Genomic DNA, 25,069 nt, shown 5'->3' on the forward strand with positions numbered 1-25,069 from the left:
ACTTCAAAGAAGAAAGCCCCGGAACGTCTCAGGTCTTGCTGCAGACCATGAGGAATATCGGATATTCCCGTTTGTGGCAGTCCTTCTCGCGAGTCATGCGAAAGACTGTGGAGAAAGAGACCGCCTGAAAGCCGGCTTGCTCCGCAAGTTCCCCGAGATGTTGGCGGTCGAAGCCGTTGTGACCGCTGAAGCCGTCGCCGTGGAATGAGCCATCTTCGGCATCGAGATCTGCCACGCAGAGGTGGCCTCCCGGTTGAAGCAGCGTATGCAGATCGGTCAGCAGGCGGGCCGTGTCGGGCACATGATGGACCGTCATGAGGGAATAGATCAGATCGAAGCGCTGCGTGGGGAGCGGATCGGTGTCCAGATCCAGCCGAAGTGTCCTCATGTTTTCTATGCCGCCCGCGGCTATCTTCTGCGCTGCCACCTCGAGCATCCCTTTTGAGCTGTCGACCAGCGTGACGTGACCCAGGTCGCGCTGGAGGAAGAAGCTCAGCAGGCCGGTCCCGCTGCCGAACTCCATCGCGTTGACGGCGGGCGTGAGCGGCACGTTCTTGCGGATTTCATCAGCTACGGCCGCGGCTCTGGCCACCTTCACTGGGTCGGTATCCCAAGTGGCGGCCTTGCTATCGAATACGTTCATGGTCTGTCACATTGTTCCGGTTTTGCAGCGGAAGCGAACGACATTGCGCTCGATCGTGATCTGCCGTGGTCAATCGTTCCGTTCGGCTGACGAATACTGTGACCCGACGCCGAACGACGGTGTTTGCGCGGCTTTCGTATCTGGCAAGTCGATCACCGACGCGGTCAGGCCCTAGCCTCCGTGGAGGCGCAATTCGCCGGCTTCGCTACGGCTGGCGTTGATCATCACCTCGCTCATCTGCAATACGATCTCTGCGTCGGTGTAATTGGGTACGTCGGCAAGAATCACCTCGGCCTGCGGACCGAAGCTCGCCTGAAAAGCTTCAGGAGAATCAAAGAAAAGATGCCCCATCGCGATATAGGAGGGGGATGAGCCGGGTTCCTCGCCGGACAGACCCTTGTCGACTGCGATTCCCTTGCAGGCCGCACCGAGTCGGTCGCGCACCATCGGAATGTGGGTCTTGCAGTAGTAATCCATATCGAACCGGCAGCCGGCGGCGTTCTTGTACATGACACTGACCTTGATCATTTCGATTCTCTCCTGGTTGGGTTCTGGAACGCGTCGGCGATCAGTTTTTCGGACAAGTTGCTCGTGTTCGGCAAGCTGCTTGGCGCGGCAGGCCCGCGCGCATGCAAGATCGAGGCGGAAGGACGGTCCGATGAATCGTGGTGGTCTACGATCTCTGGCCCGAGTACGCTCCGGCGCCGGAATTGCCATCCTATACCACGATCGATGCCGGCTGCTTCGCGTTTGATCTGGCTGACCTGGATACGACACGCTCGCGCCGATCGAAGGCGAAACGAAAGGGGTGCCCGAAAACAATGAGGATCGGCGCCTGCGAGCGCCGGGTGGGGCGCTTGACCGCACGATGGGTGCGGAGCGTGAAGTGCGACCATCGTGGTGTCCGCGTCGCTGACGGCGGTACGGAAGGTGAACGCGCTGAGAAAGCCGGCCGTGCCGGACGCGTACTGAGGAAAATGATGGCGGAAGCGTCGGCGTTGCCTCGATGGGCACAGGAAGATGCAGTTCGGTCGTCCCCCGAAAGACCCGCTTGCCGGGGGCTGCGGGAGCCGTTAGCCGGAAATCAACTGGCCGTAACGGTGCCGGGCGGGGGCGAGCTTGTCCAGTGAAGGCGGATGCCCATCCTCCTGGTCGGGGTGGATGGTTCGGCCACTGGTCCGCGTGTCCTCCGCCCGGCGCGCTGCATCATTCGTGAACCGTGATGCTCTTGATGTTTCCGTTTCGATAGAACTTGTAAACGGTAGTCTTGCCGCCGCTCACCATTTCTGCCATCTCAGGGGAGATCTCCGTCATGGCGACCTTGTCGGCATGCCGGAGGGCGAAGCGATCCATCGAGGTCGCGTGGGAGGTTCTTGCGCTGGTTTCCATGGCTCTGACTCCTTTGAGTTGAAGGTTTGAACGCATCCGTCCACCTGCAGGGGCAGCGGGTGCGTGGGAGTCAGATTACGGTGGCTGCGGAACGCGGGCAGTGGTCGCTGCCGCCGTAGAACGGTGAGAAAGTGCACACCCGGGTACGGTCGGCAAGCAGGCTGCGCGCTCGGTCTATCGCCGCTCGTTCGAGTGGTGCTACTGCGAGGAGCGGCGATCAATCCGTTGCCGCGTCGCGGAATATTGAGGCTGTGTGTCAGTGGGTCAGGATCCAGCCGATCGCGGCCTTCAGGTCCGCGTCGTTCACTTGCGCTACCGCGACTGGCGGCATCGGCACTTTGCCCCACACATCCTTGCTTCCGCCACGGACTTTTCCGGCGAGCATGTCCACCGCGTTCGCCTGCCCCTTGTACTTCGCAGCCACAGCTTTGAGGGTCGGACCAACGCGGGGTTGGTCAGGCGCGTGACACGCCGCGCAACCGACCGACTTGAAGACGTTTTCGCCGTCCGCGGCCCAGGTCGCAGGGGCAAGCAAGGCGCCGGTCATGGCAACAAGAATGACTGAAAGACGGGAAATTCTCACGGCGCTTCTCCGGTGGTCATATGGCAATCCGACACGACATGGGACTTCCATGCCCCGCTCGGGCTCGCGTGTCAGATCAACTATCGGAAACATGCAAGCGAGGCTTTAGCGATTCCCCTGTTCCTCACAGCGACGCGCAGCCAGGGTCCCCCGTAGATCGTGCGGCCCGCCTGGCGGAGTGCGGCCTGAACGGCGCTTTGCTCCGGCCCCCTGCGCGTGGTTCAATCGGGGCCCGTCGTCTTTCATGGCAGCCGTCCCACGGTGTCTGCGATCATCCGGTCCCGAGCCTGGCAGGGCTATCTGGGCCTCGCTCCCTTTCTGCGCCTGAGCATCAACGGCGAATCCCTGCTGCCGGTAGCGCAGTCCTTGCTTGCCGAGGCTGGCGAACGGCCCGACGACGCGCCGCTGTGGATGAACCTGGCTACCGCCATGATGTGTCTCGGTCAGCGCGAGGCGGGGCTTGCGGTGCAACAACAGGCGCTGATGCTGCAGCGGGTGTTTGAATTGCCCCACCAGGTGCCGGCGGCGGTGCGCGTGTTGATGCTGATGGCGCCCGGTGATGTGGCCGAGAACATCCCGCTGGAATGCCTGTTCGAGACCGGCGACGTGGCGTTGATCCACTACTGGCTCACGCCGGGCGATCCCTTTGCCCAACCGCTGCCAGCCCATGACGTGGTTCTGGCCGCCCTTGGCGAGGCGGACGCCAGCCGGCCCTTCCTGGGTCCCGTCGGGGAGGCGCTGGACAACTGGCCGGTGCCGGTGGTGAATCACCCACGGCATATCGCGCTCACCTCCCGGCACGCCGTGAGTGCGCGCCTGCAGGGCATCCCCGGCCTGCAGGTGCCGAGCGTTGTTGCCGTACCCCGTGCTGTGCTGGAAGCCGCCGCAGTCGGGCAGGACAGCCTGCCGGCAGGGCTGGGCTACCCCTTCATCGTGCGTCCCGTGGGCTCCCAGGCCGGATGCGATCTTGCGCGCGTAGGCTGTGCCGCGGATCTGCAAGCCTACTTGCATGAGGTTGCCGAATCGCAGTTCTACCTGGCGCCCTTTGTCGATTACAGCGGGCCCGATGGGCTCTTTCGCAAGTGTCGCGTGGCGATGGTGGACGGTCGCCCCTACGCCAGCCACATGGGCGTCTCGCAAGACTGGATGATCCACTACCTCAACGCCGGCATGTACGAAGATGCCGCGCGGCGTGCCGAAGAAGCGGCCTTCATGGCGGGTTTTGACGATTTTGCCTGCCGCCACGGGCCGGCCCTGGCCGCCATCCACGAGCGCCTCGGGCTGGACTATTTCTGCATCGATTGCGCCGAACTGCGGGACGGCCGCCTGCTGCTGTTCGAGGCGGATCACGTGATGGTGGTCCACGCCATGGACCCGGTGGACCGCTTCTCCTACAAGCAGGCGCCCATGCGGCGACTGCGCGAGGCCGTGCGCGCCATGTTGCTGCGGCGTGCCGGGCGGGCGGTTTGAGCAGCGCGCTCCACGTCTGCGTAGATGGAGTTTTCAAGCCTGGTGGGCGTGGCGCTGTTTGGCTTCATTAAACCGATTTAACTTGAGTCGGCGCCGGGCGCCCGTCAATCTTGCGGATACGGCAGCCTGCCGTGTTTTCAAGGAACACTCAAAATGCGCAAGACCTTGATCGGTTTTACCCTGATCGCCCTCGCTGGCGCGGTCCACCTGGGCAACGCTTCTGCTGCTGATGCCGCAGCTGCACCGGCCGACGGTTGCATTGTCAAGGCCGACGCCAAGAAACTCGCCGGTGCCGCGCGCAACAGCTTCGTCAAGAAGTGCCAGCGCGATTCCGGTGCGGCCCCCGCCGGCGGTCCCGGCGTCCAGTGCCAGAGCGCGGCTGACACCAAAAAGCTCCATGGCGCGGCGCGCAACAGCTTCGTCAAGAAGTGCGTGAGCGACGGCGGTCCGAAGTAAGCGAAGCTGAGGCGGAGGCACCTGGCTGCGCGCTTTGCCCCCAATCCGAAATCAACGAAGCTGTTTCCATGGCTGGCTTCGACGGCTTCGCTCACCGCCAGGATGACGCACTGTCCGCGATCAATGAGCGCATCGGCTCGAGCCGCGACCCCGGCAGGCATCTCCCGATGGCGAATCGGGCTTTCGCATCGGGACCCCTGGGCATTCAGATGAGTACGACATCTGTCTCAGGTGACTCGCGTGCGGGAAGCCTCACCGAATCATGCCCCATGCCATCGCTTGCGACGGTGGCGCTGCTCGCTGCGTCGCGCCAGGTTGTATCGCCAAGGGTTCTGCGCATGAGCACTTCGCCGTGCCGGATCGATACCAGGGCCTGACCCTGGGATTGCAGCATGGCGTAGTCGCTCTCGGCCGAAAGTATCAGCAGATTTGCCGGCCGACCAAGCTCGATGCCGTAGCCATCACCCAGGGCCATGGTCCGTGCGCCATGGTCGGTCACAAAATCGAGGGCGCGCTGCAGGTCCTCGTAGCCGAGCATGTGGCAGATGTGCAGGCCAGCGTCGAGGATGCGCAGGATGTTGCCGTTGCCGAGCGGGTACCAGGGGTCGACGATCGAGTCCTGGGCGAAGCATACGTTTAGGCCCGCGCGGTCGAGCTCCGGCACGCGCGTGAGCCCGCGTCGCTTCGGGTAGCTGTCGAAGCGGCCCTGCAGATGGATACTCTCGGTCGGGCAGCAGATGAAGTTCAGCGCTGAGCGTTTGAGCAGGCGGAACAGTTTGAAGCAGTAGGCGTTGTCGTAGGAGCCCATCGCGGTGGTGTGGCTGGCGGTGACTCGCGGTCCCATGTCGCGTACGCGCGCAATCTCGGCGAGCACCTCGAGAAAGCGCGACTGAGGGTCGTCAGTCTCGTCGCAATGGACATCCACCAAACGGTCGTGGCGCTCGGCTAGATCCATGAGGAAATGGATCGACGAGATGCCCTGGTCGCGGGTGTTTTCGAAATGGGGAATGCCGCCGACCACGTCGGCGCCCATCGCGACCGCCTCGCTCATCAGCGCGCGGCCATTGTCAAAGGACTCGATGCCCTCCTGGGGAAAGGCGACGATCTGCAGGTCGACCAGCGGCCGGGCTTCGTCGCGTACCTCGAGCATGGCCTGCAGGGTCTTGAGCCCGGGTTCGGTTACGTCCACATGGGTGCGCACATGCTGGATGCCATGGGCGGCGAGCATGCGGATGGTGCGGTGCGCGCGTTCCTTGGTGTCCTCGGGTGTGACCGTCGCCTTGCGCTCAGCCCAGCGCTCGATGCCCTCGAACAGGGTACCGGTCTGGTTCCAGCGGGGCTCGCCGGCAGTGAGTGCGGCGTCCAGGTGGATGTGCGGTTCGACCAGCGGCGGAATCACCAAATGGCCTTCGGCGTCAAGGCCGTTGCCGGCCGCGGTAGCCACCTGGCCCTGCTGGGGTTCGATGGCGCTGATCCGGCCGGCCTCCCAGCGAAGGGTGAACAGGCCGGTGCGGCCGCGAAGTCGAGCGTTGAAGATGTGGTTCATGGGGTGTCCTCGAGTAGTCAGGGAGTGTGGGGCGACAGCCGCAGGATCATCAGGGCGATTGCGATGGCGAGACGTTGTTGTGGGTCGTCGAGATCGTGGGGGAGCAGATCCTGGATCTGTCGCATGCGGTGGTTCAGGGTGTTTCGGTGAAGACCCAGCCGATTGGCGGCGGCGGCGATGTTGCCGTTGCTCTGGATCCATGCTTCAAGGGTGTGGATCAGCACCGCGCGATGGGCCTTGTCGTTCCGAAGGACAGGGCCGAGCGTGGCCTGCACGAAGCGGTCAAGCAGGTTGCGGTCGGGAATGGCTGTGAGCAGTTCGAGCAGGCCGAGCTCCTCGAAGCAGCACAGGCCGGCCCGTTCCGGCAAGGCGCGAGCGGCCATCAGCGCCTGGCGAGCCTGACCCAGGCCACGTGGCAGGTCGATGGCCTGTGGGCAGGGAGCGCTCAGTCCGGCCAGCAATTTCAGAGGCGCCGGGGCGTCGAGGGCTTGCATCCATCTTTCGACCTTGCCACGGTGGCCGGTGGAGGCTGCATCCGCCTCCAGCGGCAGCAGAACGATCCATTGGTTCCCCTGATGGATTACCGGCAAGGGGTGGCCCAGCGCGTCCAGGTTGCGTGTCAGGTACTGGAGCACGCGCTGTCGGAAGTTCTGCAGGGCGAGCTCCGCCGCAGCCGGCTCGGCCTCCTGGTAGAGCGCCGCACTGTCGGTCGGTTCGAGCACCAGCACCTGGCGCGGCAGGCTCAGGTCTACCTCCAGGCCGGCTGCCCGGTGCGCCAGCACACGGGTGTCGGCAAGGTTGCCATCCAGCAACTGCTCGATGAGCCGTTGGCGCGAACTGCCGAGCAGTTGCGCCTGCACCAGGGCCGAGCCGATGGCCTCGGTCACCACCACCAGCGGCAGCGCATAAGGCTGTTCGATCAGGGGCAGGCCCAGCTCGTCCGCCACCGCCAGCACGCCCGCCGGGATTTCGTCGATATAGTCCGAGCCGGTGAGGATGACCAGCCCTGCGCACGCCCGCTCATCCGCCTCGCGCACCAACTGCACGAGGTTCGCTTCGTCGCGGTGCTGGTTGATGCCGGTCACGAATACCAGTTCGCCACCAAGCACCCAGTCGGCGATGGAGTGGTTCTCCACCACGTAGGGCCAGCGCACGACCCGCTGCACGTTGGCTTCACCTGCGCGCAGGCGCAGGGTCTGGAGCACGGGCAGCAGGAGGACGTCGCGAACGCTCAGGCTCATGCGTCCACCGGAGCCAGTTGCTGGCGGGCGATGCGTACGCGCTGCAACTCGAACAGCGCCACGTAGGAGAGCGCAGCCACGCCGATGCCCACCAGGGGCGCGACCCAGGGCGAGAGATAGGCACTCAGGGCGCCGGCGCCGTAGGCGGTGAGTCCGATCCAGTTGAAGCGCTCGATGCGCGCAGTGGCGAGCTGTGGGTAGCGTCCTTTGTGGCCGTGGAAGAAATCCGCCATGATCACGCCACCGATGGGCGGGATGATGGAGCCGAGCAGGATCAGGAACGGAATGAGCATCTCGTACATGCCGCCGATCGCCAGCAGGGTGCCGACACCGGCGCCGATCAGGGTGATGGTGCCCCGGCGGTCCCGGCGGACCAGGTTGCAGCCGGCTGCGGCGAAGTTGTAGATGGTGTTGTCCTGGGTGGTCCAGATGTTCAGGAAGAGCATCACCACGGCGGCCACCGACAATCCCTGCAAGACCATGACCCCGATGATGTCCGGTTCCTGATAGACCATCGCACCGTAGGCGCCGACGAGAATCATCAGCCCGTTGCCGATGAAGAAGCCCACCAGACTCGAGAGCACCGCGGTGCGACCGTCGCGGGCGAAGCGGGTCCAGTTGGTGGCCTGGGTGGCGCCGCTCACAAAGGTGCCGAACACCAGCGTGATGGCCAGATGCCAGCTCATGCTCTCCTTCGGCGTGATGGCGAGCAGGCCGTCCAATCCGCCGACATCCCGGGTGGCGATCCAGAGCGAAACTGCCAGCAGGACGAGCATCGCCGGAACGGCGACCCGAGAGAGCAAATCAAGTCCCTTGTAGCCGACGAATGCGGTGAGGCTGAAGCCGAAGCCAAACAGGATCATGAGCGGAATCGTCCAGGACTGGGGAAGATCGAGCATCTTCACCAATACCAGCGCGATGGTGGCGGTGCCCCAGGCGTACCATCCGATCTGGGTGAAACCGAGCAGAAAATCCGACAACTTGCTGCCTGTCTCACCAAAGCAGAAGCGCCCCATCAGTACTGAGTTCAGACCGCTGCGGCAGGCGATGAATCCGAGCGCTGCGGCGTAGAGTCCGAGCAACAGATTGCCCGCAATGCTGGCGTAGATGAGGGTCTTGAAATCCAGGCCCATGCCCATCTTGCCGCCAGCAAACATGGTCGCGGTAAAGAAGGTGAAGCCGAACAGCAGAATCGAGGTCGACACCAGACCCTTGCGGGCGCCGGCGGGTACTTCGCTGAGCGGATAGTCGTGATCTACATGTTTTGTGTCGTCCATTTCGGGCGCTCCTGATGAGGGTGGGTTTGCTCTCCATTCAGCAAGCGGTGTGCCAGGCATGAAGCAGGGATCTGGGCCAAAAATGCAGTTCGATTGAGACGACGAGCTTTGTGCATGGTGAACAATTTATGCAAACAAGCTGGATGACGCTCGCACCATCGGAGGGCGGATGGTCATGGCGATGCGTTCATTCGGTGCATGGCCGCGCTGCCCGCATCGGTGGATCAGCTCTGGCGTCCGGCTGAGTTTTCACCAGCGTGTAGCGGAGAAAGCCGTCTGCAGGCGCTGGTCATGCAAGTTCGATCGGTTTCGCAGGGGTGGATCGGCAGGGGCGCCAGCACACAGCGCTGCGGCCGCGGGATCAAGACACCGTTGTGCACACTGCCACATTGAACGGAACGAAATCGAGGGTGCGCCATAGGTGCTCGTAGCAGAGCATGCGGCAGCCAGGCAGTCTTGCGAAAGGCGCGGGCACTGCCGTCGGGGGGGGCTGTGGCCAGGGCGGGGCTGCTCAGCGCCTCTGTGCACGTGCAGGCGTAGTCACAGGGCCCGCCGCACGATCCTGCCGACACTCCCGGGATGCAGCCCGAAATGGGCCGCGATCTCGCGGTAGCTGTAGGCACCGCTGGCATGCGCGGCAATGATCGCCTCGTCCCTGGCCGCGTGGCTTGCCTCGATGGCGGCCAGCGAAGGGGCAGGGGCGCGACGCTGGATTCTGGGAATCGAAATGTCTTCGTCCGAAACGTTGGCCTCGGCTTGCATGCGGCTCACGAAGGCTGCATCGCCCAGATAGATCTGCTGGCGAAGGTGCTGCCAAACGCTCGCTTGCCCGACGCCCTCGGCGACGAAGCGAACATAGCGCTCGCGGGCCCGCCGTCTTTGTTTGCCAAAGATCGAAAGCAAGGCATCGGTCGTGAGAAAAGCGGGCGCCGCGCATTCACCCGCGGTAGCCAGGTAGCTGCTCCACGGCCAATCCTCCGCCGCACCCACCATGCCCGCCCGCACCGGATTCAGCACCACGTAGCGCGAGAGTTCCAGCAGGTAGCTTTCCTTGTCCACAAGGATCGCCTTGAAGCGCCCCTGAAAAAGATGGCCGCTGCGGCCATGGCGGCGGTTGCTGGCCTGGGTGAACACCCCGTTCAACTGTCGCATCCCCTTGGAGATGTTGCCCTCCAGCGTCTCGATCACCAGGTGGTAGTGGTTGTCCATCAGGCAGTAGGCATGGCACAGCCAGTTGAAACGCGAGACAACCTCGGCCAATACCCCGAGAAAGACTTCCCGGTCCTCGTCATTCTCGAAGACAGCCTCCCGCCGATCGCCACGTGAGGTGACGTGGTAAAGCGCGCCAGGGAATTCGATGCGAAGGGGTCGGGCCATGGGGTGAACCTTAGATCATGGGGTGGGATGATTCAAGGAGAGACCTGACCCCATCGTTCTTCCAGATGTTCAGGAAGAGCATCACCACGGCGGCCACCGACAATCCCTGCAAGACCATGACCCCGATGATGTCCGGTTCCTGATAGACCATCGCACCGTAGGCGCCGACGAGAATCATCAGCCCGTTGCCGATGAAGAAGCCCACCAGACTCGAGAGCACCGCGGTGCGACCGTCGCGGGCGAAGCGGGTCCAGTTGGTGGCCTGGGTGGCGCCGCTCACAAAGGTGCCGAACACCAGCGTGATGGCCAGATGCCAGCTCATGCTCTCCTTCGGCGTGATGGCGAGCAGGCCGTCCAGTCCGCCGACATCCCGGGTGGCGATCCAGAGCGAAATTGCCAGCAGGATGAGCATCGCCGGAACGGCGACCCGAGAGAGCAAATCAAGTCCCTTGTAGCCGACGAATGCGGTGAGGCTGAAGCCGAAGCCAAACAGGATCATGAGCGGAATCGTCCAGGACTGGGGAAGATCGAGCATCTTCACCAGTACCAGCGCAATGGTGGCGGTGCCCCAGGCGTACCATCCGATCTGGGTGAAGCCGAGCAGGAAATCCGACAACTTGCTGCCCGTCTCACCAAAGCAGAAGCGCCCCATCAGTACCGAGTTCAGGCCGCTGCGGCAGGCGATGAATCCGAGCGCCGCGGCGTAGAGTCCGAGCAGCAGGTTACCCGCAATGCTGGCGTATACGAGGGTCTTGAAATCCAGACCCATGCCCATCTTGCCGCCAGCAAACATGGTCGCGGTAAAGAAGGTGAAGCCGAACAGCAGAATCGAGGTCGATACCAGACCCTTGCGGGCGCCGGCGGGTACTTCGCTGAGCGGATAGTCGTGATCTACATGTTTCGTGTCGTCCATTTCGGGCGCTCCTGATGAGGGTGGGTTTGCTCTCCATTCAGCAAGCGGTGTGCCAGGCATGAAGCAGGGATCTGGACCAAAAATGCAGTTCGATTGAGACGACGAGCTTTGTGCATGGTGAACAATTTATGCAAATAGGCTGGATGGCGCTCGCACCATCGGAGGGCGGATGGTCATGGCGATGCGTTCATTCGGTGCATGGCAGCGCTGCCCGCATTGGTGGATCAGCTCTGGCGTCCAGCTGAGTTTTCACCAGCGTGTAGCGGAGAAAGCCGTCTGCAGGCGCTGCTCAAACAACTTAGATCGGCTTCACAGGGGGGAACCCACAGGGGCGCCAGACACAGCGCCGTGGCCGCGGGATCAAGGCACCGTTGTGCACACTGCCACATTGAACGGAACGAAATCGAGGGTGCGCCATAGGTGCTCGTAGCAGAGCATGCGGCAGCCAGGCAGTCTTGCGAAAGGCGCGGGCACTGCCGTCGGGGGGGGGCCTGCGGCCAGGGCGGGACTGCTCAGTGCCTCTGCGCACGTGCAGGCGCAATCACAGGGCTCGCCGCACGATTCTGCCCACGCTCCCCGGATGTAGCCCGAAATGGGCCGCGATCTCGCGGTAGCTGTAGGCACCGCTGGCATGCGCGGCAATGATCGCCTTGTCCCTGTCCGCGTGGCTTGCCTCGATGGCGGCCAGCGAAGGGGCCGGGGCGCGACGCTGGATTCTGGGAATCGAAATGTCTTCGTCCGAAACGTTGGCCTCGGCTTGCATGCGGCTCACGAAGGCTGCATCGCCCAGATAGATCTGCTGGCGAAGGTGCTGCCAAACGCTCGCTTGCCCGACACCCTCGGCGACGAAGCGAACATAGCGCTCGCGGGCCCGCCGTCTTTGTTTGCCAAAGATCGCAAGCAAGGCATCGGTCGTGAGAAAGGCGGGCGCCGTGCATTCACCCGCGGTAGCCAGGTAACTGCTCCACGGCCAATCCGCGGCCGCACCCACCATGCCCGCCCGTACCGGATTCAGCACCACGTAGCGCGAGAGTTCCAGCAGATAGCTTTCCTTGTCCACGAGGATCGCCTTGAAGCGCCCCTGAAAAAGATGCCCGCTGCGGCCATGGCGGCGGTTGCTGGCCTGGGTGAACACCCCGTTCAACTGCCGCATCCCCTTGGAGAGATTTCCCTCGAGCGTCTCGATCACCAGATGGTAATGGTTGTCCATCAGGCAATAGGCGTGGCACAGCCAGTTGAAGCGCGAGACAACCTCGGCCAATACCCCGAGAAAGACTTCCCGGTCCTCGTCATCCTCGAAAACAGCCTCCCGCCGATCGCCGCGGGAGGTGACGTGGTAAAGCGCGCCAGGGAATTCGATGCGAAGGGGTCGGGCCATGGGGTGAAGCTTAGATCATGGGGTGGGATGATTCAAGGAGAGACCTGACCCCATCGGTGTGACCCCAATGGTGCAACCTTGTTTGCGAAGCACGAACGCCTGCCGACGGATGTGTTCGAGGGCTTCGGGCGGGAGCTTTCTGGCGTCGATTTTTTCCATGCCAGAATTATATTAATATCTATTTGATTGCCGAGTTAATAAGAGCGTTTTACTTCGCGTTGCCGACATACTCAATTGAAATGTAAGCATCAAAACGCCCAAACGGGGAAATAGATATATTTACGCCATCGGCACCGTTAAAACTATGTCGTTCGGAGGAGATTATGTCAACCTCGTCCCAACCAAGGCATGATGCCACTGCCATTCGAATTTGCCTGATTCCGACTCGGCGATCATTTTCATCTAAAAACATATAGAAACACTTCGCCTCACTACCCCCAGCTTCATCATCAATAATCGAACATCTATTTGCCTGTGGCAAATAGATTTTTGGAACCCAATCCCCAACGGAACTCTTCCGCATCTTAAGATCTACAAAATTTGACTTAGCTCCCAAAAAATATTCTTCCAATGCCTCGCACGACTTTTCGCTAGGATAAGAAACGCACGAAAAAAATGTAATCGCTGTTCCGAACAACCACTTGCTCCAACCCATTGCGATCTCCTATGGCCTCCTAATCGAGACGCTTTCTCTATTGGCACCCCCGCCAGAGTATGATCGGGTTCTTACAACCACAAGCTGCCTATCCTTTGTAATAATGTTATAAGAAACCGACCTACCGCGACCGCTTTTAGAAGCGTATTCTTTTTGGTCTCGAATTTTAAGCCCGCACGAATTTACAAAATTATCTGCTGAGCCGATAGCATGCTGAATATTTCTCGCCCTTCCACTTCCGGATGAACAAGTAAATACAAATCCATCCTCATCCTCCATTACAATACAGTCTGGAAGCAATTCTAGATAAATTGAAGTTTTAAAAAATTTCACCCCATCAACTTCATCCTCCATACCTTCTTTGATCGAAACAAAATTCTCCGACGCCAGAGAAATTATATTGTTTAGCTTGCTGCAATCATCAGATAAAGCGCGACCGTTAAAAACAGCAAAAATAAACAACGATACAGTTTTGACTAATAAAGACGGTTTCACGTAGACACTCCACATTCACTTGCCGCGCGACGAAACGCCTGTGTCAGATCTAATCCAATTTGCGCAGACATTAGCCCACGTTGAAAAGCCATACCTCGATCTTCCGGTGTCCCGTGGTGCCCGGAATCATTGAAGTGATAATCGCCTTTCCTGAAAAATCCAATCAAAGCTGACCTAAGATCTACGGCTCCGTACGTTTGCAGCGCACGTACGCCCATGTACCAACCCGCCATTTGATCCGCTTGCAGCTCAATTTGCTTCCCTGGGTGGAATTCGGAAAGCGCTTTGAATTGCATTATATGCGCCCATTCATGCGCCATTATTGCCGCCATAACATGATCAAATCGCCCCCCCTGAGATTTGTGATATCTGAATTCAGAAATCATAAGATTTGACCCAAAACAAACGGTACCGTCTGGAAATGGATGATCGCCTATTATCTCAGGTGTCGCAAAAGCATTTGGAGATGGGTCATCAAACATAAACAAGCCCGGACGAACTGCGAGTTGAGCACACAGAACGTCGTACTCTCTCGACATTCCAGCATCCAACAAAGCGTTTCCAGTAGTTCTTGAGAGCGCAATTTGGTTTGATGCATCTTCGCGCGATGCATTCAGATGACATCCTACAAAATCTACTTGTGACACATTCCGCGTCTTGTTGTCTGACAGGGATGGCCGTGGCACATTTTGGCCTACTGCTCGATCAGTCCAATCCGCAAATGCAATTCCGATCTTTGCTGAGACCAAAAGGCCGCCCGCGCATGTACAGCAAAAAGTTCTTCTATTCATTATCGTTCCCCTGGGAGAGCTTCACTACACACAAGGAGGAAGCCTTTTCAACGCGGCACCCATTTGTTCGGTCGACAAAAAACGGTAACAAATTATTACCACTTGGGCGCCCTTCCGGTAAATCAACAATTACACATAACTCATTGAGGTAGGCCCCCGGCTATGCCGGGGGACTCACCAAGGTTTGACCTTTACGACGGTCGGCGTGAATTTCTGATCTCCGCCAAGAGAAGGGAGATTCACTATGAAAGAGTATCAGAGCCTGAGTCGCACGAGATGGGACTGCAAGTATCACGTGGAGTTCATACCGAAGCGACGCAAGAAACGGGTGTTCGGTGTGCTGCGTCGGCACCTGGGCGATCACGTTCACATATGCATCAGCATTCCGCCGAAGTACGCGGTGTCGAATGTGGGGCGGATTCAACATCCTGAATCGCCCCGGGAATTGAGGAGGCTCCATCAGACATCGGGGTCAGGTCGGAGATCGGGGTCAGGTCGCACCTTATTGCATCTTCGCGCTGTGCGGGCTCCCCTCAAAGCGATGCAAGAACCGCCAACGCCGTCCTCACCCCCGACCGTGTAGCTCCCTCCAGCGTCGCCGGATAGTCCCCGGCGACGTAATCCCCGGCCAGCCACAGGCCCGGTACCGCGGTGCGGTGACTGGGCCGATCGAGTCCCGGTTTGCATGCGAAGGTGGCGCGTTTTTCGACGATGGTCTTGATCCACTGGGGGGGCGGCAGGCGGCCGAGGAGGGTGTGGATTTCTTCCTGGATCAGAACTTCGAGTTCGGCCTTGTCGAGTGCTTCGTGGGGGCCGTGCGCGCTGATGACGGCGGCGAGCAGGCCGGGCGGGCCGCCGAACTGGGCGCGGTCGAACAGCCACTGGATGTGGCCGCCGCTCATGCCGATCATCGGTTCGGGCAGGCGCACCGATTCGTCGTAGGCGAGATAGGTGGTGAGGATGGGTTCGTATTCGAGCGCTTCGATCTGCTGCCTGAGGCGCGCGAGCTCGGGGAAGGGTTCGATCAGCGGCAGCGCGTGGTAGGGCGCGGTGGCGATCACGACGTGGTGAAAACCAGCCCATTTGGGGCCGCCGTCGAGCCAGAACACGCCGTCTTCGATGCGGATGCCCTTGATCTGGTCGAGCGTGCTCACGCGATGGCCGTGCATCGCCAGCCAGCGCGCGGCGGGGACCGGGAAGAGTTCGGAAAGGTCCACCCGCGGCAGCAGGAGTTCGCTGGCCGACGCGCCGGCACCGAGGCTGTCGCGCAGCACGTTGGCAAAGATCTGTGCTGAGGCGCGCCTGGGCGGGGTGTTGAGGGCCGCGATGCACAGCGGTTCCCACAGCAGCTCGCGCAGCCTGAGGGTCTGGCCGGCGTCGAGCAGCAGGTTGGTGACCGGCTTGTCGGCGCCGAGCTGCCACTTGCGTTTCTTGAGGTAGCGGATCAGCCGTGCGGCGGCGAAGCGGTCCTTCCAGTCCAGGCCGCTGGCGCGCAGCAGTCCGACCGCGAGATGCAGCGGAGAGGGCAGGTTTGCGGCCTTCAGATGCATGCGGCCGGGGTAATGCATGGTGAGCGGGCGGGTCTCGAGCCACTTGGGTGAGACGCCGACCTGGCGCATCAGCTGCAGCGTCTGGCTGTAGGCGCCGATCATGATGTGCTGGCCGTTGTCGATCCGCGAGCCGTCTTTCTCCACCACTCGCGCGCGCCCGCCCAACACCCGCGAGGATTCGAATACCGTGACCCGCACGTCGGCACGGGCCAGCGTGACCGCGCAGGCGAGTCCGGCGTAGCCGCCGCCGATGATCGCGATCTCGGGCTTCATTGCGGGATGGGGCGCACGACGCGTGATGAAGCCTCATTCGGGCGGGGGTGGAAATCCGGGCGCATCATGGTCTTGGACCCCGGCCTGTGCCGGGGTGACGAATCCATCAGCTGATTGCCGTCGCGGGAGGGCTCGTGCGTCCTGTTCATGATCGCTCAGCCCTTGATCCAGGTGGTGCCCGCCAGCCACACCTTGCGCAGCGGGGTGAGCGAGGTGCGGCGGTCGAGCACCTGGAAGCCGTCCTGACGGATTTCCTTGAGCAGGGTGCGGTAGATGGCCGCCATCACCAGGCCGGGTCGTTGGGTCTTGCGGTCGCAGTCGGGCAGTTGCGAGAAAGCCTGGTCGTAATATTTTTCGGCGCGCTCGGCCTGGAACTGCATCAGCGCCAGAAAGCGATCGCTGTGGCGGGCTTCGAGGATGTCCTTGGCGGGCACGTCGAAGCGCTGGAGTTCGTCGATCGGCAGGTAGATGCGCCCGCGGCGCGCGTCTTCGCCGACGTCGCGGATGATGTTGGTGAGCTGGAAGGCGAGGCCGAGGTCGTGGGCGTACTTGAGTGTCTGGCGGTCGGTGTAGCCAAAGATCTCGGCCGACAGCAGCCCGACCACGCTGGCCACCCGGTAGCAGTAGAGCTGCAGGCCCTTGAAGTCGAGATAGCGGGTCTGCTGCAGGTCCATCTCCATGCCGTCGATGATCTCCAGCAGCTGCTCCTGCGGCAGCGTGAAGCGCGTCGATACGTCCTGCAAGGCCTGGCTGACCGGGTGCTGGGGCTTGCCGGCGGAGATCAGCTCCACCTCATGCCGCCACCATTCCAGCTTGGACTGAGCGATGGAGGGGTCGCGGCATTCGTCCACCACGTCGTCGACCTCGCGGCAGAAGGCGTACAGCGCGGTGATCGCCTGGCGGCGCTCGGGCGGCAGGAACATGAAGCTGTAGTAAAAGCTCGAGCCGCTCGCCGCGGCCTTGTCCTGGCAGTATTTGTGAAAATCCATGCGCTCTGTCTATCTCGTTGCGGCGCGCCAGGCAAGGCGCAGCCAGTCGGTTTTTCCAAGCTCGGGACGGTGCCGGAAGACATCGTGGCCGGCCGCTTCGATCTTGTCGAGGATGGCGAGCCCGCCCTGCACGATGAGCCGCAGCTCCCAGCCGATGCGGCCGGGCAGGGCGCGGGCCAGCGGGGCGCCGTCGAGCATCATCGCGCGCGCGCGTTGCACCTGAAAGTCCATCAGTGCGTGCCAGTTGGCGTCGACCGTCTGCGCGTCGAGCTGCGCCTCGGTCACGCCGAAGCGGGCCATCTCGTCCTGCGGAAGATAGATGCGCTGCTTGCGCCAGTCGATCGCCACATCCTGCCAGAAGTTGATGAGCTGCAGCGCGGTGCAGATTGCGTCGGACCTGCGCAGGTTCTCGTCGCCGTCGGCGCGGTAGAGGCACAGCAGCAGCCGGCCGACCGGGTTGGCCGAGCGGCGGCAGTAGTCCAGCAGCTCGTCGAAGTCGGCGTAGCGGGTCTTGCCGACGTCCTGGCTGAAAGCGTCGAGCAGGTCGCGGAAGAGCTGGATCGGCAGCGCGAAGTCGCGGATGTTGCGGGCGAGGCGCGCGAACATCGGCGCGTCCGGCATCTTGCCCTGTTCGATCCGGTGCAGCTCGCGCCGGTAGTCGTTGAGTTGGGCGAGGCGCACCACAGGCGGTGCGTCACCTTCGTCGGCAATGTCGTCGGCCGACCGTGCAAAGGCATAGATGGCCTCCACCGGCTCGCGCAGGCGCGCGGGCAGGAGGAAGGAGGCAACCGGGAAGTTTTCGTAGTGATCGACGGGCATGAAGCTGGCCCGCAAGCGGGCCCGCGGGCGTGTTCATGGGCGGCCCGAAGTATAGCGGCAGGGCGCGACGAGATGGGCGCGATGTGCGGCCGACGCACGATGCGCCGGCCGCAGGGGGCGGTCAGGTCAGGCTGCGCAACTCCCGGAGCACCACCGAGACCATCGGCATGTCGATGCTGGCCGAGCTGCGGACGTCGGCAAAGACCTGCCGGCAGCGCTCGATCTGGGCCTTGCGGTCCTGCTCCCAGACATCGATCAGGGTGCCGGCATCACCCGGTTCGGGTGAGCGCTTGAGCACATTGGCGGCCAGGTTGCGCGCCTGCAGCGAGAGATCGTCGCGCAGCGCGGTGCGGGCGAGCGCCTGCCAGTGCGTCTCGGCCGGCAGCGAGGAGATCTGGCGGCCCAGCCAGTGCAGGTCGAAACGCCCGCCCAGGGTGAAATAAACCGCGGCGACAAGATCTGCCTCGCGGCCGGTGTCATCCGCCACCTCGACGAGGTCCAGCGCCGAATAGAGTTCGTCCAGCCCGGCGATGCGCGCGGCCAGCTCTGGCGGCACGCCCTGTTCGGAATAGTGCGCGACGATCGCGTCGAGCTCCTCGCGGTAGCTCGGGGTGACCACATCGTGCAGCGTCGGGGCGAGGCGCAGTGCGCCGGGGCGGAAGCGCCGGATCGTGGCGTCCAGGTCGCGGATGTGCTCGCGGTGGTGCAGGAACCACAGCGTGCCGCGCAGCACCAGACGCGAGCAATCGAGGATCATCGCGGTCTGCACCGCGTCGGCCACCTTGTTGTCGAGTTCCTCGATGGCTTTCCAGACTTCCACCAGGCTGAACACTTCGCGGGTGGCGATGTAGGCGCGCACGATGTCCGAGGCCGGTGCGCCGGTTTCTTCCTGCAACTGGCTGGTGAAGGTGCTGCCGACCCGGTTGATCATGCTGTTCACCACGTGGGTGGCGATGATCTCGTGCTTGAGCGGGTGGCGGCGGATCTGCTCGCCGAAGCGCTCGCGCAGCGGTACAGGGAAGTAGCGCTCCAGCGCGGTGGAGATGTACGGGTCTTCCGGAACGTCGGAGTCCAGCACCAGATCGTAGAGTTCGATCTTGCTGTAGGCGAGCAGCACCGCCAGCTCGGGCGTGACCAGGCCGGTACGGCTGGCCTTGCGCTCGCCCAGTTCTTCGTCGAAGGGCAGGAACTCGATCTTGCGGTTGAGATGGCCGCTGTTGCCGAGCTTGCGCATGAAGCGCGACTGCTCGTCAAGCAGGGCCACGCCCCGGGTACGGGTCACCGACAGCACCTGGGTCTGGAAGTAGTTGTCGCGCAGCACCAGGGTGGCGACTTCGTCGGTCATGTCGGCGAGCAGCTTGTTGCGCTGTTTCTCGGTGAGTTCGCCCTCGGCGACCACGCCGTTGAGCAGGATCTTGATGTTGACCTCGTGGTCGGAGCAATCCACCCCGCCCGAATTGTCGATCGCGTCGGTGCATACCTTGCCGCCCTTGAGCGCGAATTCGATGCGCCCGAGCTGGGTGGCGCCGAGGTTGCCGCCTTCGCCGATCACCTTGCAGCGCAGCTCGCCGCCATTGACGCGGATCGCGTCGTTGGCCTTGTCGCCGACCGCCGCATCGGTTTCGCTGGCGGCCTTCACGTAGGTGCCGATGCCGCCGTTGTAGAGCAGGTCGGCCGGCGCGGTGATGATGGCGCGGATGAGTTCTGCCGGCGACAGGCTTTCCGCCTCGATGGCGAGCGCCTCGCGGGCCTGCGCCGGGAGCTTGATCGACTTGGCGCTGCGCGGCCATACGCCGCCGCCTTCGGAGATCAGCGACTTGTCGTAGTCGTCCCAAGAGGAGCGCGGCAGGGCAAACAGGCGGGCACGTTCGGTCCAGCTGGTTTCGGGATCGGGCGATGGGTCGATGAAAACGTGACGATGGTCGAAGGCCGCCAGCAGGCGGATCTTCTTCGACAACAGCATGCCGTTGCCGAACACGTCACCGGACATGTCGCCGATGCCGACCACGGTGAAGGGCTGCGTCTGGGTGTCGACGCCCAGCTCGCGGAAGTGGCGCTTGACCGACTCCCAGGCGCCGCGCGCGGTAATGCCCATCTTCTTGTGGTCGTAGCCGACCGAGCCGCCGGAAGCGAAGGCATCGCCCAGCCAGAAGCCGTATTCCTGTGCTACTGCGTTGGCGTAGTCCGAGAAGGTGGCGGTGCCCTTGTCGGCCGCGACCACCAGGTAGGGGTCGTCCTCGTCGTAGCGCACCACGTCTGGCGGTGGCACCACCTTGCCCTGGACGAGGTTGTCGGTGATGTCGAGCAGGCCGGAGAGGTACATGCGGTAGCAGGCGATGCCTTCGGCCAGGATCGCCTCGCGGTCGCCGCCCTGCGGCGGGTTCTTGACCACGAAGCCGCCCTTGGAGCCGACCGGCACGATCACCGCGTTCTTGACGATCTGCGCCTTGACCAGGCCGAGGATCTCGGTACGGAAGTCTTCCATCCGGTCGGACCAGCGCAGGCCGCCGCGTGCGACCTTGCCGCCGCGCAGATGCACCCCTTCGACGCGTGGCGAGTAGACGAAGATTTCGAACATCGGTCGCGGTTGCGGCAGGTTGGGAATCTTCGACGGATCGAACTTGAACGAGAGGTAGGACTTGGGCTGGCCGTCCTTGCCGGTCTGGAAGTAATTGGTCCGCAGGGTCGCAAGAATCATTGCGAGGAACTGGCGCAGGATGCGGTCCTCGTCGAGGTTGGCGACCTGGTCGAGGGTCTGCTCGATGTCGGCAACCAGGGTGGCGCAGCGGTCCTCGCGATTGCCGGCCCTGGCCGGGTCGAATCGCTCGGCGAACAAGGTCATGAGCTGTCGGGCCACCCCGGGGTAGGCCGACAGGGTCTGCTCCATGTAGGACTGACTGTAGGTGAAGGCTGCCTGCTTCATGTGCTTCGCATAGGCGCGCAGCACGCTCACCTCACGCCAGCCGAGCCCCGCCAGCAGGGTCAGGCGGTTGAGATCGTCATTCTCGATGTCGCCCCGCCATGCACGGCGAAAGGCTTCCTGGAAGAGCGGACGGAGGCGTTCAATGTCGAGGTCGTCGGCGCCCTGGCGGACCATGCCGAAGTCGTGAATCCATGCGAGGTTGCCATCCTGCCGCTCGATTCTGGCGGGATCCTCCTCGATCACTTTCACGCCCATGCGCTCGAGCATCGGCAGGCTGAGCGACAGCGGCACAGGTGTGTCGGCATGGTAGAGCTTGAAATGCAGCCGGCCCGGTTCGGCCTCGAGCGGTACGTAGAGGCTCATCGCCAGACCGTCGTTCCGGTCCACTGCTTCGAACTGCTCGATGTCATGCACTGCCATGCGCGGTGAATAGTTCTCGCGGTAGCCGGCCGGGAAGCCCGACCCGTAGCGGTTGTATAACAACACGCCGCGCTCTTCACCACAGTGCTCGATCAGCGCCTGCTTGAGGTCGTCCTCCCAGCGGCGAGCGACACGGACCAGGCGCTCTTCGAGTTCGCGTACGTCGATGTCCGGGACCTTCGAACCCGGCGTGCGCACGATGATGAGAATGCGCGCCAGCGCCGATTCGGAGAAATGCACTTCGAATTCGGCCGAGGCGCCGTCGAAGGCTTCGATCAGCACCTTCTGCATGCGCTTGCGCTGTTCGGTGTTGTAGTTCTCGCGCGGCACGTAGATGAGGCAGGAGACGAAGCGTGCGAAGGTGTCGCGACGCACGAAGAGGCGGATCCGCTGGCGTTCGCCAAGTCGTTGAATGCCCGTGGCATTGGCGTAGAGCTCGTCGATGCTGATCTGGAACAGCTCGTCACGTGGGTATTGTTCGAGGATCGTCGCCAGTGCCTTGGCGGCGTGGCTGCCGGGCATGAAACCCGCGCGCTCGATCACCGTGCTGACCTTGCGGCGCAGCAGCGGGATGCGCTTAGGGTTGGTGTTGTAGGCGGTGGAGGTGAGCAGGCCGATGATGCGGCGTTCCCCGGTGACCTTGCCCTTCTTGTCGAAGACCTTGACCCCGATGTGATCGAGATAGCCCTGGCGGTGTACCGTCGAACGGGTGTTGGACTTGGTGATGGTGAGCAGCTGCGGCAGATGCGCCTGGGCCTTGAGCTGCGGTGGCAGGGCGGCGAACGACACCGAATGGTGCGAGGCGCCGGTTTCCCGCAGCAGACCCAGCCCGGAGCCGGTCACGATGCGCAGTTCGTTCTCGCCCTTGCTGCTTTGCAGTTCATAGTCGCGACAGCCGAGCAGCACGAAATTGTCGGAGGCCAGCCATTCGAGGAAGGCCTTGCCTTCGGCGATGTCCTCCGGGTCTTCAGGAGAGGGTGGATGCCCGACGCCGGCGATGATCTCCTTGAGGCGCTCGACCATCGCGGGCCAGTCGGTCACCGCCGCGCGCACGTCGGCGAGGATGTGGGTGAGGCCGTCGTGCAGGTTCTGCAGATCTGCGGGTTCGGTGCGGCGGTCGACCTCGACGTGGATGATCGATTCGTATTTGCCTTCCTTGTCGTTCTTGGCCATGCGCACGAGCACGCCCTTGTCGTCGCGTACCAGTCGCATCACCGGATGGACGATCAGATGCAGGGTGAGGCCCTGACGATTCACCTCGGTGCCGATCGAGTCGACCAGGAAGGACATGTCGTCGCCGACGATCTCGATCACGGTATGGGTCGATTCCCAGCCGTGCTCTTCGAGATGGGGGTTGTAGACCCGAACGCGCGTGCCGCCGGCGTGCTTGCGGACGAAGTGCAGATGGCTCAGGACTGCGCCGTAAAGGTCGTCGATGGTGCGCTCGGCGAGGTCCTCCGGGTCAACCTGACTCAGGTATTTTCTGGCGAAAGGCTCGGCCAGTGCCGCCTGAGCCTTGGGGAGCTTGCTGCGAATCTGCTCCGCGACCGCCTCGATGAATCCCGCGTTGGTGCCATCGTCCAATTGCGACATTTTCGCCTCCTGTATTTTTGTTCTCGCGATGAAAAACACCGGGCCGGCCGTTTTCCGGGGCGCGGCGTTACCCGTCCTGGCGGGCATGCGATCCGTCTCACGATACGCCTCTGTGCCACGCGGCGAAAGTCTGCGGGCGGCAACGGCGGCGCACCGCTCCGCTCGGGAAGGCGCATCGCGGGCCGTTCCCGAGGGTCCCGAAGGCACGGGGCCAGTCGTCGAGCAAGGGTTTCAGCGACAGTGGGCGCGCGGCCGAAGGCGGCGTAAAGTGGCGATGCGCGCAGCATTTGGAGGACGACGATGAGCGAGCCCGGACAGGCAGGGAAATTCAGGATCTACCAGGACGAACTCAAGCCTCGCCATACCACCCACTGGGATCTCGACTATCTTGGTGCGGCGGATTACGAGGCGGTCATGAAAGGGGAAAAGACCTTGCCCGAGCCGTCGCCGGCAGCAGCCGCGGAACCGACGTCATCGGCTCGGGCATGGTTGGACTCGCTGTTGGCGGGGCGTGCCAGGGGCTGATGGTGCGTATTGTTGCCCGGCATGCGGGCCGGGCATCGCAGGGCGCGAGGGATTGTCAGTCGGTCACGAACAGTGCCAGTCTGGCCGGTGTCGTGAGTACCGGGTTTCCGAGACCATCGGTACCGAACACCGGCGAGGTTGCAAACACGCCGAGCTTGTCGAACACCCGGACCAGATCGGGCTGCCCGCTGGCCGGAATGCTGCGCACGAATGACAGGTCGTTGCCCGCCAGACGCATCAGCGCGAGTTCGTTCCCGCCGGCGCAGACCAGCAGGTCTGTCGCCGTGGCAGCGATACAGTCGGCCGAAACGCCGGTCACGGCCGTTCCGCTGCCCAGCGGCATTGCCGCGGCGCCGACATCCGTTACGTACACCGCGCGCACGGGATCTGCGAAATAGGCCATTCCGCTGACGATTGCCAGACTGCCCCGGGCGCTTGCCGTTGAAGGTGACCCGCTGGTAGCAAGGACCACAGGCGCGCTCGGGTCGCTCACATCGACGACGTCGAGAAACCTGCCGGAGCCGTCGACATCGCTGCCCGCGATGTAAACCCGGTCCCCCGACTTTTGAAGACGGGCTGCGACCGAAACCGCGACCTGTCCAACAGGTGTCGGGTTGGTGGGGTCGGTCAGATCGATCACGTCGAGACGGCCGGCGCTGAACGCGGATCCGAAGCTGAATTGATGCCGCAATGCGTAGAGGTAACGGCCGTCGATGAGCAAATCACTGGCGCCCTCGGAGAGCGTGGCGATCCGTGCAGGATTGGTCGGGTCCGAGATGTCATGGATGCGGATCTCGCCCCCATCCGGATCGAAAGAGCAGAAGCCGGAACAGCCGGGGACGACAGCCGCCGCAAGCGTGTTGCCGCTGACGGCGACCTGCACAAAGGTGTCGGGTGAGTTCGGATCGGTGCCGTACTGATCGATACGACCGAGGACCGACGGTTGGCGCGGGTCGGATACGTCGATGATGCTCAGTCCGTTGCCCATGGCGGCCACCAGGGTCGGACCGCTGGCCGTGACCGGCGCGATGCTGCCGTCGCCGTAGGCATCGAGTGTGCCGAGCAGAGTGTACGCGGGCGGGGACGGATTCGCGGGCGAATCGTTCGAGCCGCCGCAGGCGCAGAGCAGCGGGATGGTCAGCGACAGCACTGCAAGGGATTTTGCCAGAGCCATGGATTTTTTCCGGGTCGGTTTGGGGATGAACATGGCTCACGCGGAGTCCATCGCGCGAGCCGGCGGCATCATCACACACGGCCACGGAAATGACAATCGGGTTTTTTGGCTCGTTGAAAGGCGTGCGAGCCACGCGGAATCGTGGCGCGGGGAACAGCCCTTGGCGATGCTTCAGATCGTTTGCGGCGCGCCGGGCCCGAGCGGTTGCCCGTAGCTGAATTCGACGAAGTTTCCGTCCGGGTCGCGCAGCCCGCAGTAGTAGCCGACCGGGTAGGGTTCGTCGCGCGGTGGCCAAACCAGTACGCCACCGTCCCTGGCCCGCTCCGCCACGGCATCGACTGCGTCTCGGCTCTCCAAGGCGAAGCCGAGATGGGAGAAATCGGTGTCGAGCTGGTTGCGTCCAGGGCCGCCCGGAAACACCACCAGGATGAAGTCGCGCTCCTGCCCCGGTGCGGCCAGCCAGACGATGCGTTTGTCGTGGGCGCTGCGGTCGTGAACGATGGTCATGCCGGCGTAGTCGCGATAGAAGCCGATGCAGGCATCGAGATCGCGCACATGCAACGCGACATGGGTAAGCGCCGCGGTCACC

General features: G+C 62.8%; 22 protein-coding genes and 1 pseudogene. 4 read left to right on the forward strand and 19 right to left on the reverse strand.

Annotation, left to right across the window (positions count from 1 at the left end; genetic code table 11):
• Positions 1-28 precede the first annotated feature (28 nt).
• The 4 genes from GQB03_RS15070 to GQB03_RS15085 all read right to left on the reverse strand — a co-directional run bounded on the left by GQB03_RS15070 (position 29) and on the right by GQB03_RS15085 (position 2,615).
• A complete protein-coding gene (locus tag GQB03_RS15070; protein WP_200832240.1) occupies positions 29-592 on the reverse strand; it encodes a class I SAM-dependent methyltransferase in 564 nt (187 codons plus the stop codon).
• A 222-nt stretch (positions 593-814) separates the two neighbouring features.
• Positions 815-1,171: an EthD family reductase gene (locus tag GQB03_RS15075; RefSeq protein WP_159691080.1), complete on the reverse strand. Its 357-nt coding sequence runs from the start codon at positions 1,169-1,171 to the stop codon at positions 815-817.
• A gap of 678 nt (positions 1,172-1,849) precedes the next feature.
• Positions 1,850-2,032: a hypothetical protein gene (locus tag GQB03_RS15080; protein ID WP_159691083.1), complete on the reverse strand. Its 183-nt coding sequence runs from the start codon at positions 2,030-2,032 to the stop codon at positions 1,850-1,852.
• A gap of 256 nt (positions 2,033-2,288) precedes the next feature.
• Complete coding sequence (locus GQB03_RS15085) at positions 2,289-2,615, reverse strand: c-type cytochrome (protein WP_235027084.1); 327 nt, start codon at positions 2,613-2,615, stop codon at positions 2,289-2,291.
• Between the two features lie 261 nt (positions 2,616-2,876).
• On the opposite strand from GQB03_RS15085, the gene GQB03_RS15090 reads away from it, so the two are divergent.
• Entirely contained in the window at positions 2,877-4,085 is a 1,209-nt protein-coding gene (locus GQB03_RS15090; protein ID WP_159691086.1) for an ATP-grasp domain-containing protein, read from the forward strand.
• A 153-nt stretch (positions 4,086-4,238) separates the two neighbouring features.
• Complete coding sequence (locus tag GQB03_RS15095; RefSeq protein WP_159691089.1) at positions 4,239-4,541, forward strand: hypothetical protein; 303 nt, start codon at positions 4,239-4,241, stop codon at positions 4,539-4,541.
• A 205-nt stretch (positions 4,542-4,746) separates the two neighbouring features.
• Here GQB03_RS15095 and codA read toward each other — a convergent pair whose 3' ends face one another.
• The 9 genes from codA to GQB03_RS15140 form a co-directional block, all read right to left on the reverse strand.
• Positions 4,747-6,087 (reverse strand): cytosine deaminase, encoded by a 1,341-nt coding sequence (gene codA, locus GQB03_RS15100; RefSeq protein ID WP_159691092.1) that lies wholly within the window; start codon positions 6,085-6,087, stop codon positions 4,747-4,749.
• A gap of 17 nt (positions 6,088-6,104) precedes the next feature.
• The gene (locus tag GQB03_RS15105; RefSeq protein ID WP_159691095.1) at positions 6,105-7,328 is read right to left on the reverse strand and encodes a PucR family transcriptional regulator; all 1,224 of its coding nucleotides are present in this window, start codon (positions 7,326-7,328) and stop codon (positions 6,105-6,107) included.
• On the reverse strand, positions 7,325-8,605 hold the full coding sequence (codB, locus tag GQB03_RS15110; protein ID WP_159691098.1) for a cytosine permease: 1,281 nt from the start codon (positions 8,603-8,605) through the stop codon (positions 7,325-7,327). The genes GQB03_RS15105 and codB (GQB03_RS15110) overlap by 4 nt, the downstream gene beginning before the upstream one ends.
• Positions 8,606-9,145: 540 nt before the next feature.
• Complete coding sequence (locus GQB03_RS15115) at positions 9,146-9,982, reverse strand: REP-associated tyrosine transposase (protein ID WP_159691101.1); 837 nt, start codon at positions 9,980-9,982, stop codon at positions 9,146-9,148.
• Positions 9,983-9,992: 10 nt separating this feature from the next.
• Complete coding sequence (codB, locus tag GQB03_RS15120) at positions 9,993-10,895, reverse strand: cytosine permease (RefSeq protein ID WP_200832241.1); 903 nt, start codon at positions 10,893-10,895, stop codon at positions 9,993-9,995.
• Positions 10,896-11,436: 541 nt separating this feature from the next.
• On the reverse strand, positions 11,437-12,273 hold the full coding sequence (locus tag GQB03_RS15125; RefSeq protein ID WP_159691104.1) for an REP-associated tyrosine transposase: 837 nt from the start codon (positions 12,271-12,273) through the stop codon (positions 11,437-11,439).
• 208 nt (positions 12,274-12,481) lie between these two features.
• On the reverse strand, positions 12,482-12,928 hold the full coding sequence (locus GQB03_RS15130) for a hypothetical protein (RefSeq protein WP_159691107.1): 447 nt from the start codon (positions 12,926-12,928) through the stop codon (positions 12,482-12,484).
• Between the two features lie 9 nt (positions 12,929-12,937).
• Positions 12,938-13,423, reverse strand: coding sequence for a hypothetical protein (locus GQB03_RS15135; RefSeq protein WP_159691110.1), 486 nt, complete (start codon positions 13,421-13,423; stop codon positions 12,938-12,940).
• Positions 13,420-14,214, reverse strand: a complete 795-nt coding sequence (locus tag GQB03_RS15140) for a M48 family metalloprotease (RefSeq protein ID WP_159691113.1) — start codon at positions 14,212-14,214, stop codon at positions 13,420-13,422. Before GQB03_RS15140 ends, GQB03_RS15135 begins: the two co-directional genes overlap by 4 nt.
• Positions 14,215-14,458: 244 nt before the next feature.
• On the opposite strand from GQB03_RS15140, the pseudogene GQB03_RS15145 reads away from it, so the two are divergent.
• Positions 14,459-14,626: pseudogene (locus GQB03_RS15145) on the forward strand (IS200/IS605 family transposase); the annotation flags it as partial.
• A 121-nt stretch (positions 14,627-14,747) separates the two neighbouring features.
• Here the strand turns inward: GQB03_RS15145 and hpnE are convergent.
• The 4 genes from hpnE to GQB03_RS15165 all read right to left on the reverse strand — a co-directional run bounded on the left by hpnE (position 14,748) and on the right by GQB03_RS15165 (position 22,781).
• Positions 14,748-16,037, reverse strand: coding sequence for a hydroxysqualene dehydroxylase HpnE (gene hpnE / locus GQB03_RS15150; protein WP_159691116.1), 1,290 nt, complete (start codon positions 16,035-16,037; stop codon positions 14,748-14,750).
• Between the two features lie 155 nt (positions 16,038-16,192).
• The gene (gene hpnD, locus GQB03_RS15155) at positions 16,193-17,026 is read right to left on the reverse strand and encodes a presqualene diphosphate synthase HpnD (RefSeq protein WP_159691119.1); all 834 of its coding nucleotides are present in this window, start codon (positions 17,024-17,026) and stop codon (positions 16,193-16,195) included.
• Between the two features lie 9 nt (positions 17,027-17,035).
• Entirely contained in the window at positions 17,036-17,845 is an 810-nt protein-coding gene (gene hpnC, locus GQB03_RS15160; RefSeq protein WP_159691122.1) for a squalene synthase HpnC, read from the reverse strand.
• 121 nt (positions 17,846-17,966) lie between these two features.
• Positions 17,967-22,781 carry an NAD-glutamate dehydrogenase gene (locus GQB03_RS15165; RefSeq protein WP_159691125.1) on the reverse strand — a complete coding sequence of 1,605 codons (4,815 nt, stop codon included), beginning with the start codon at positions 22,779-22,781 and terminating at the stop codon, positions 17,967-17,969.
• A 300-nt stretch (positions 22,782-23,081) separates the two neighbouring features.
• On the opposite strand from GQB03_RS15165, the gene GQB03_RS15170 reads away from it, so the two are divergent.
• Positions 23,082-23,306 (forward strand): hypothetical protein, encoded by a 225-nt coding sequence (locus GQB03_RS15170; RefSeq protein ID WP_159691128.1) that lies wholly within the window; start codon positions 23,082-23,084, stop codon positions 23,304-23,306.
• Positions 23,307-23,361: 55 nt separating this feature from the next.
• Here GQB03_RS15170 and GQB03_RS15175 read toward each other — a convergent pair whose 3' ends face one another.
• Together GQB03_RS15175 and GQB03_RS15180 are read right to left on the reverse strand one after the other, a co-directional pair.
• The gene (locus GQB03_RS15175; protein ID WP_159691131.1) at positions 23,362-24,480 is read right to left on the reverse strand and encodes an LVIVD repeat-containing protein; all 1,119 of its coding nucleotides are present in this window, start codon (positions 24,478-24,480) and stop codon (positions 23,362-23,364) included.
• A gap of 171 nt (positions 24,481-24,651) precedes the next feature.
• Positions 24,652-25,068: a VOC family protein gene (locus GQB03_RS15180; RefSeq protein WP_159691134.1), complete on the reverse strand. Its 417-nt coding sequence runs from the start codon at positions 25,066-25,068 to the stop codon at positions 24,652-24,654.
• Position 25,069 lies beyond the last annotated feature (1 nt).

Origin of the sequence: Cognatazoarcus halotolerans (assembly GCF_009800965.1) — a bacterium.
Classification (GTDB): domain Bacteria; phylum Pseudomonadota; class Gammaproteobacteria; order Burkholderiales; family Rhodocyclaceae; genus Cognatazoarcus; species Cognatazoarcus halotolerans.

Coding starts and splice junctions, on each gene's coding strand:
- GQB03_RS15140 (WP_159691113.1), bottom strand. CDS start 14,214: ATGAATAGAAGAACTTTTTGCTGTACATGCGCGGGCGGCCTTTTGGTC.
- GQB03_RS15095 (WP_159691089.1), top strand. CDS start 4,239: ATGCGCAAGACCTTGATCGGTTTTACCCTGATCGCCCTCGCTGGCGCG.
- GQB03_RS15170 (WP_159691128.1), top strand. CDS start 23,082: ATGAGCGAGCCCGGACAGGCAGGGAAATTCAGGATCTACCAGGACGAA.
- codA (WP_159691092.1), bottom strand. CDS start 6,087: ATGAACCACATCTTCAACGCTCGACTTCGCGGCCGCACCGGCCTGTTC.
- GQB03_RS15125 (WP_159691104.1), bottom strand. CDS start 12,273: ATGGCCCGACCCCTTCGCATCGAATTCCCTGGCGCGCTTTACCACGTC.
- GQB03_RS15080 (WP_159691083.1), bottom strand. CDS start 2,032: ATGGAAACCAGCGCAAGAACCTCCCACGCGACCTCGATGGATCGCTTC.
- codB (WP_159691098.1), bottom strand. CDS start 8,605: ATGGACGACACAAAACATGTAGATCACGACTATCCGCTCAGCGAAGTA.
- codB (WP_200832241.1), bottom strand. CDS start 10,895: ATGGACGACACGAAACATGTAGATCACGACTATCCGCTCAGCGAAGTA.
- hpnE (WP_159691116.1), bottom strand. CDS start 16,037: ATGAAGCCCGAGATCGCGATCATCGGCGGCGGCTACGCCGGACTCGCC.
- GQB03_RS15175 (WP_159691131.1), bottom strand. CDS start 24,480: ATGGCTCTGGCAAAATCCCTTGCAGTGCTGTCGCTGACCATCCCGCTG.
- hpnD (WP_159691119.1), bottom strand. CDS start 17,026: ATGGATTTTCACAAATACTGCCAGGACAAGGCCGCGGCGAGCGGCTCG.
- GQB03_RS15130 (WP_159691107.1), bottom strand. CDS start 12,928: ATGGGTTGGAGCAAGTGGTTGTTCGGAACAGCGATTACATTTTTTTCG.
- GQB03_RS15165 (WP_159691125.1), bottom strand. CDS start 22,781: ATGTCGCAATTGGACGATGGCACCAACGCGGGATTCATCGAGGCGGTC.
- GQB03_RS15105 (WP_159691095.1), bottom strand. CDS start 7,328: ATGAGCCTGAGCGTTCGCGACGTCCTCCTGCTGCCCGTGCTCCAGACC.
- hpnC (WP_159691122.1), bottom strand. CDS start 17,845: ATGCCCGTCGATCACTACGAAAACTTCCCGGTTGCCTCCTTCCTCCTG.
- GQB03_RS15115 (WP_159691101.1), bottom strand. CDS start 9,982: ATGGCCCGACCCCTTCGCATCGAATTCCCTGGCGCGCTTTACCACGTC.
- GQB03_RS15075 (WP_159691080.1), bottom strand. CDS start 1,171: ATGATCAAGGTCAGTGTCATGTACAAGAACGCCGCCGGCTGCCGGTTC.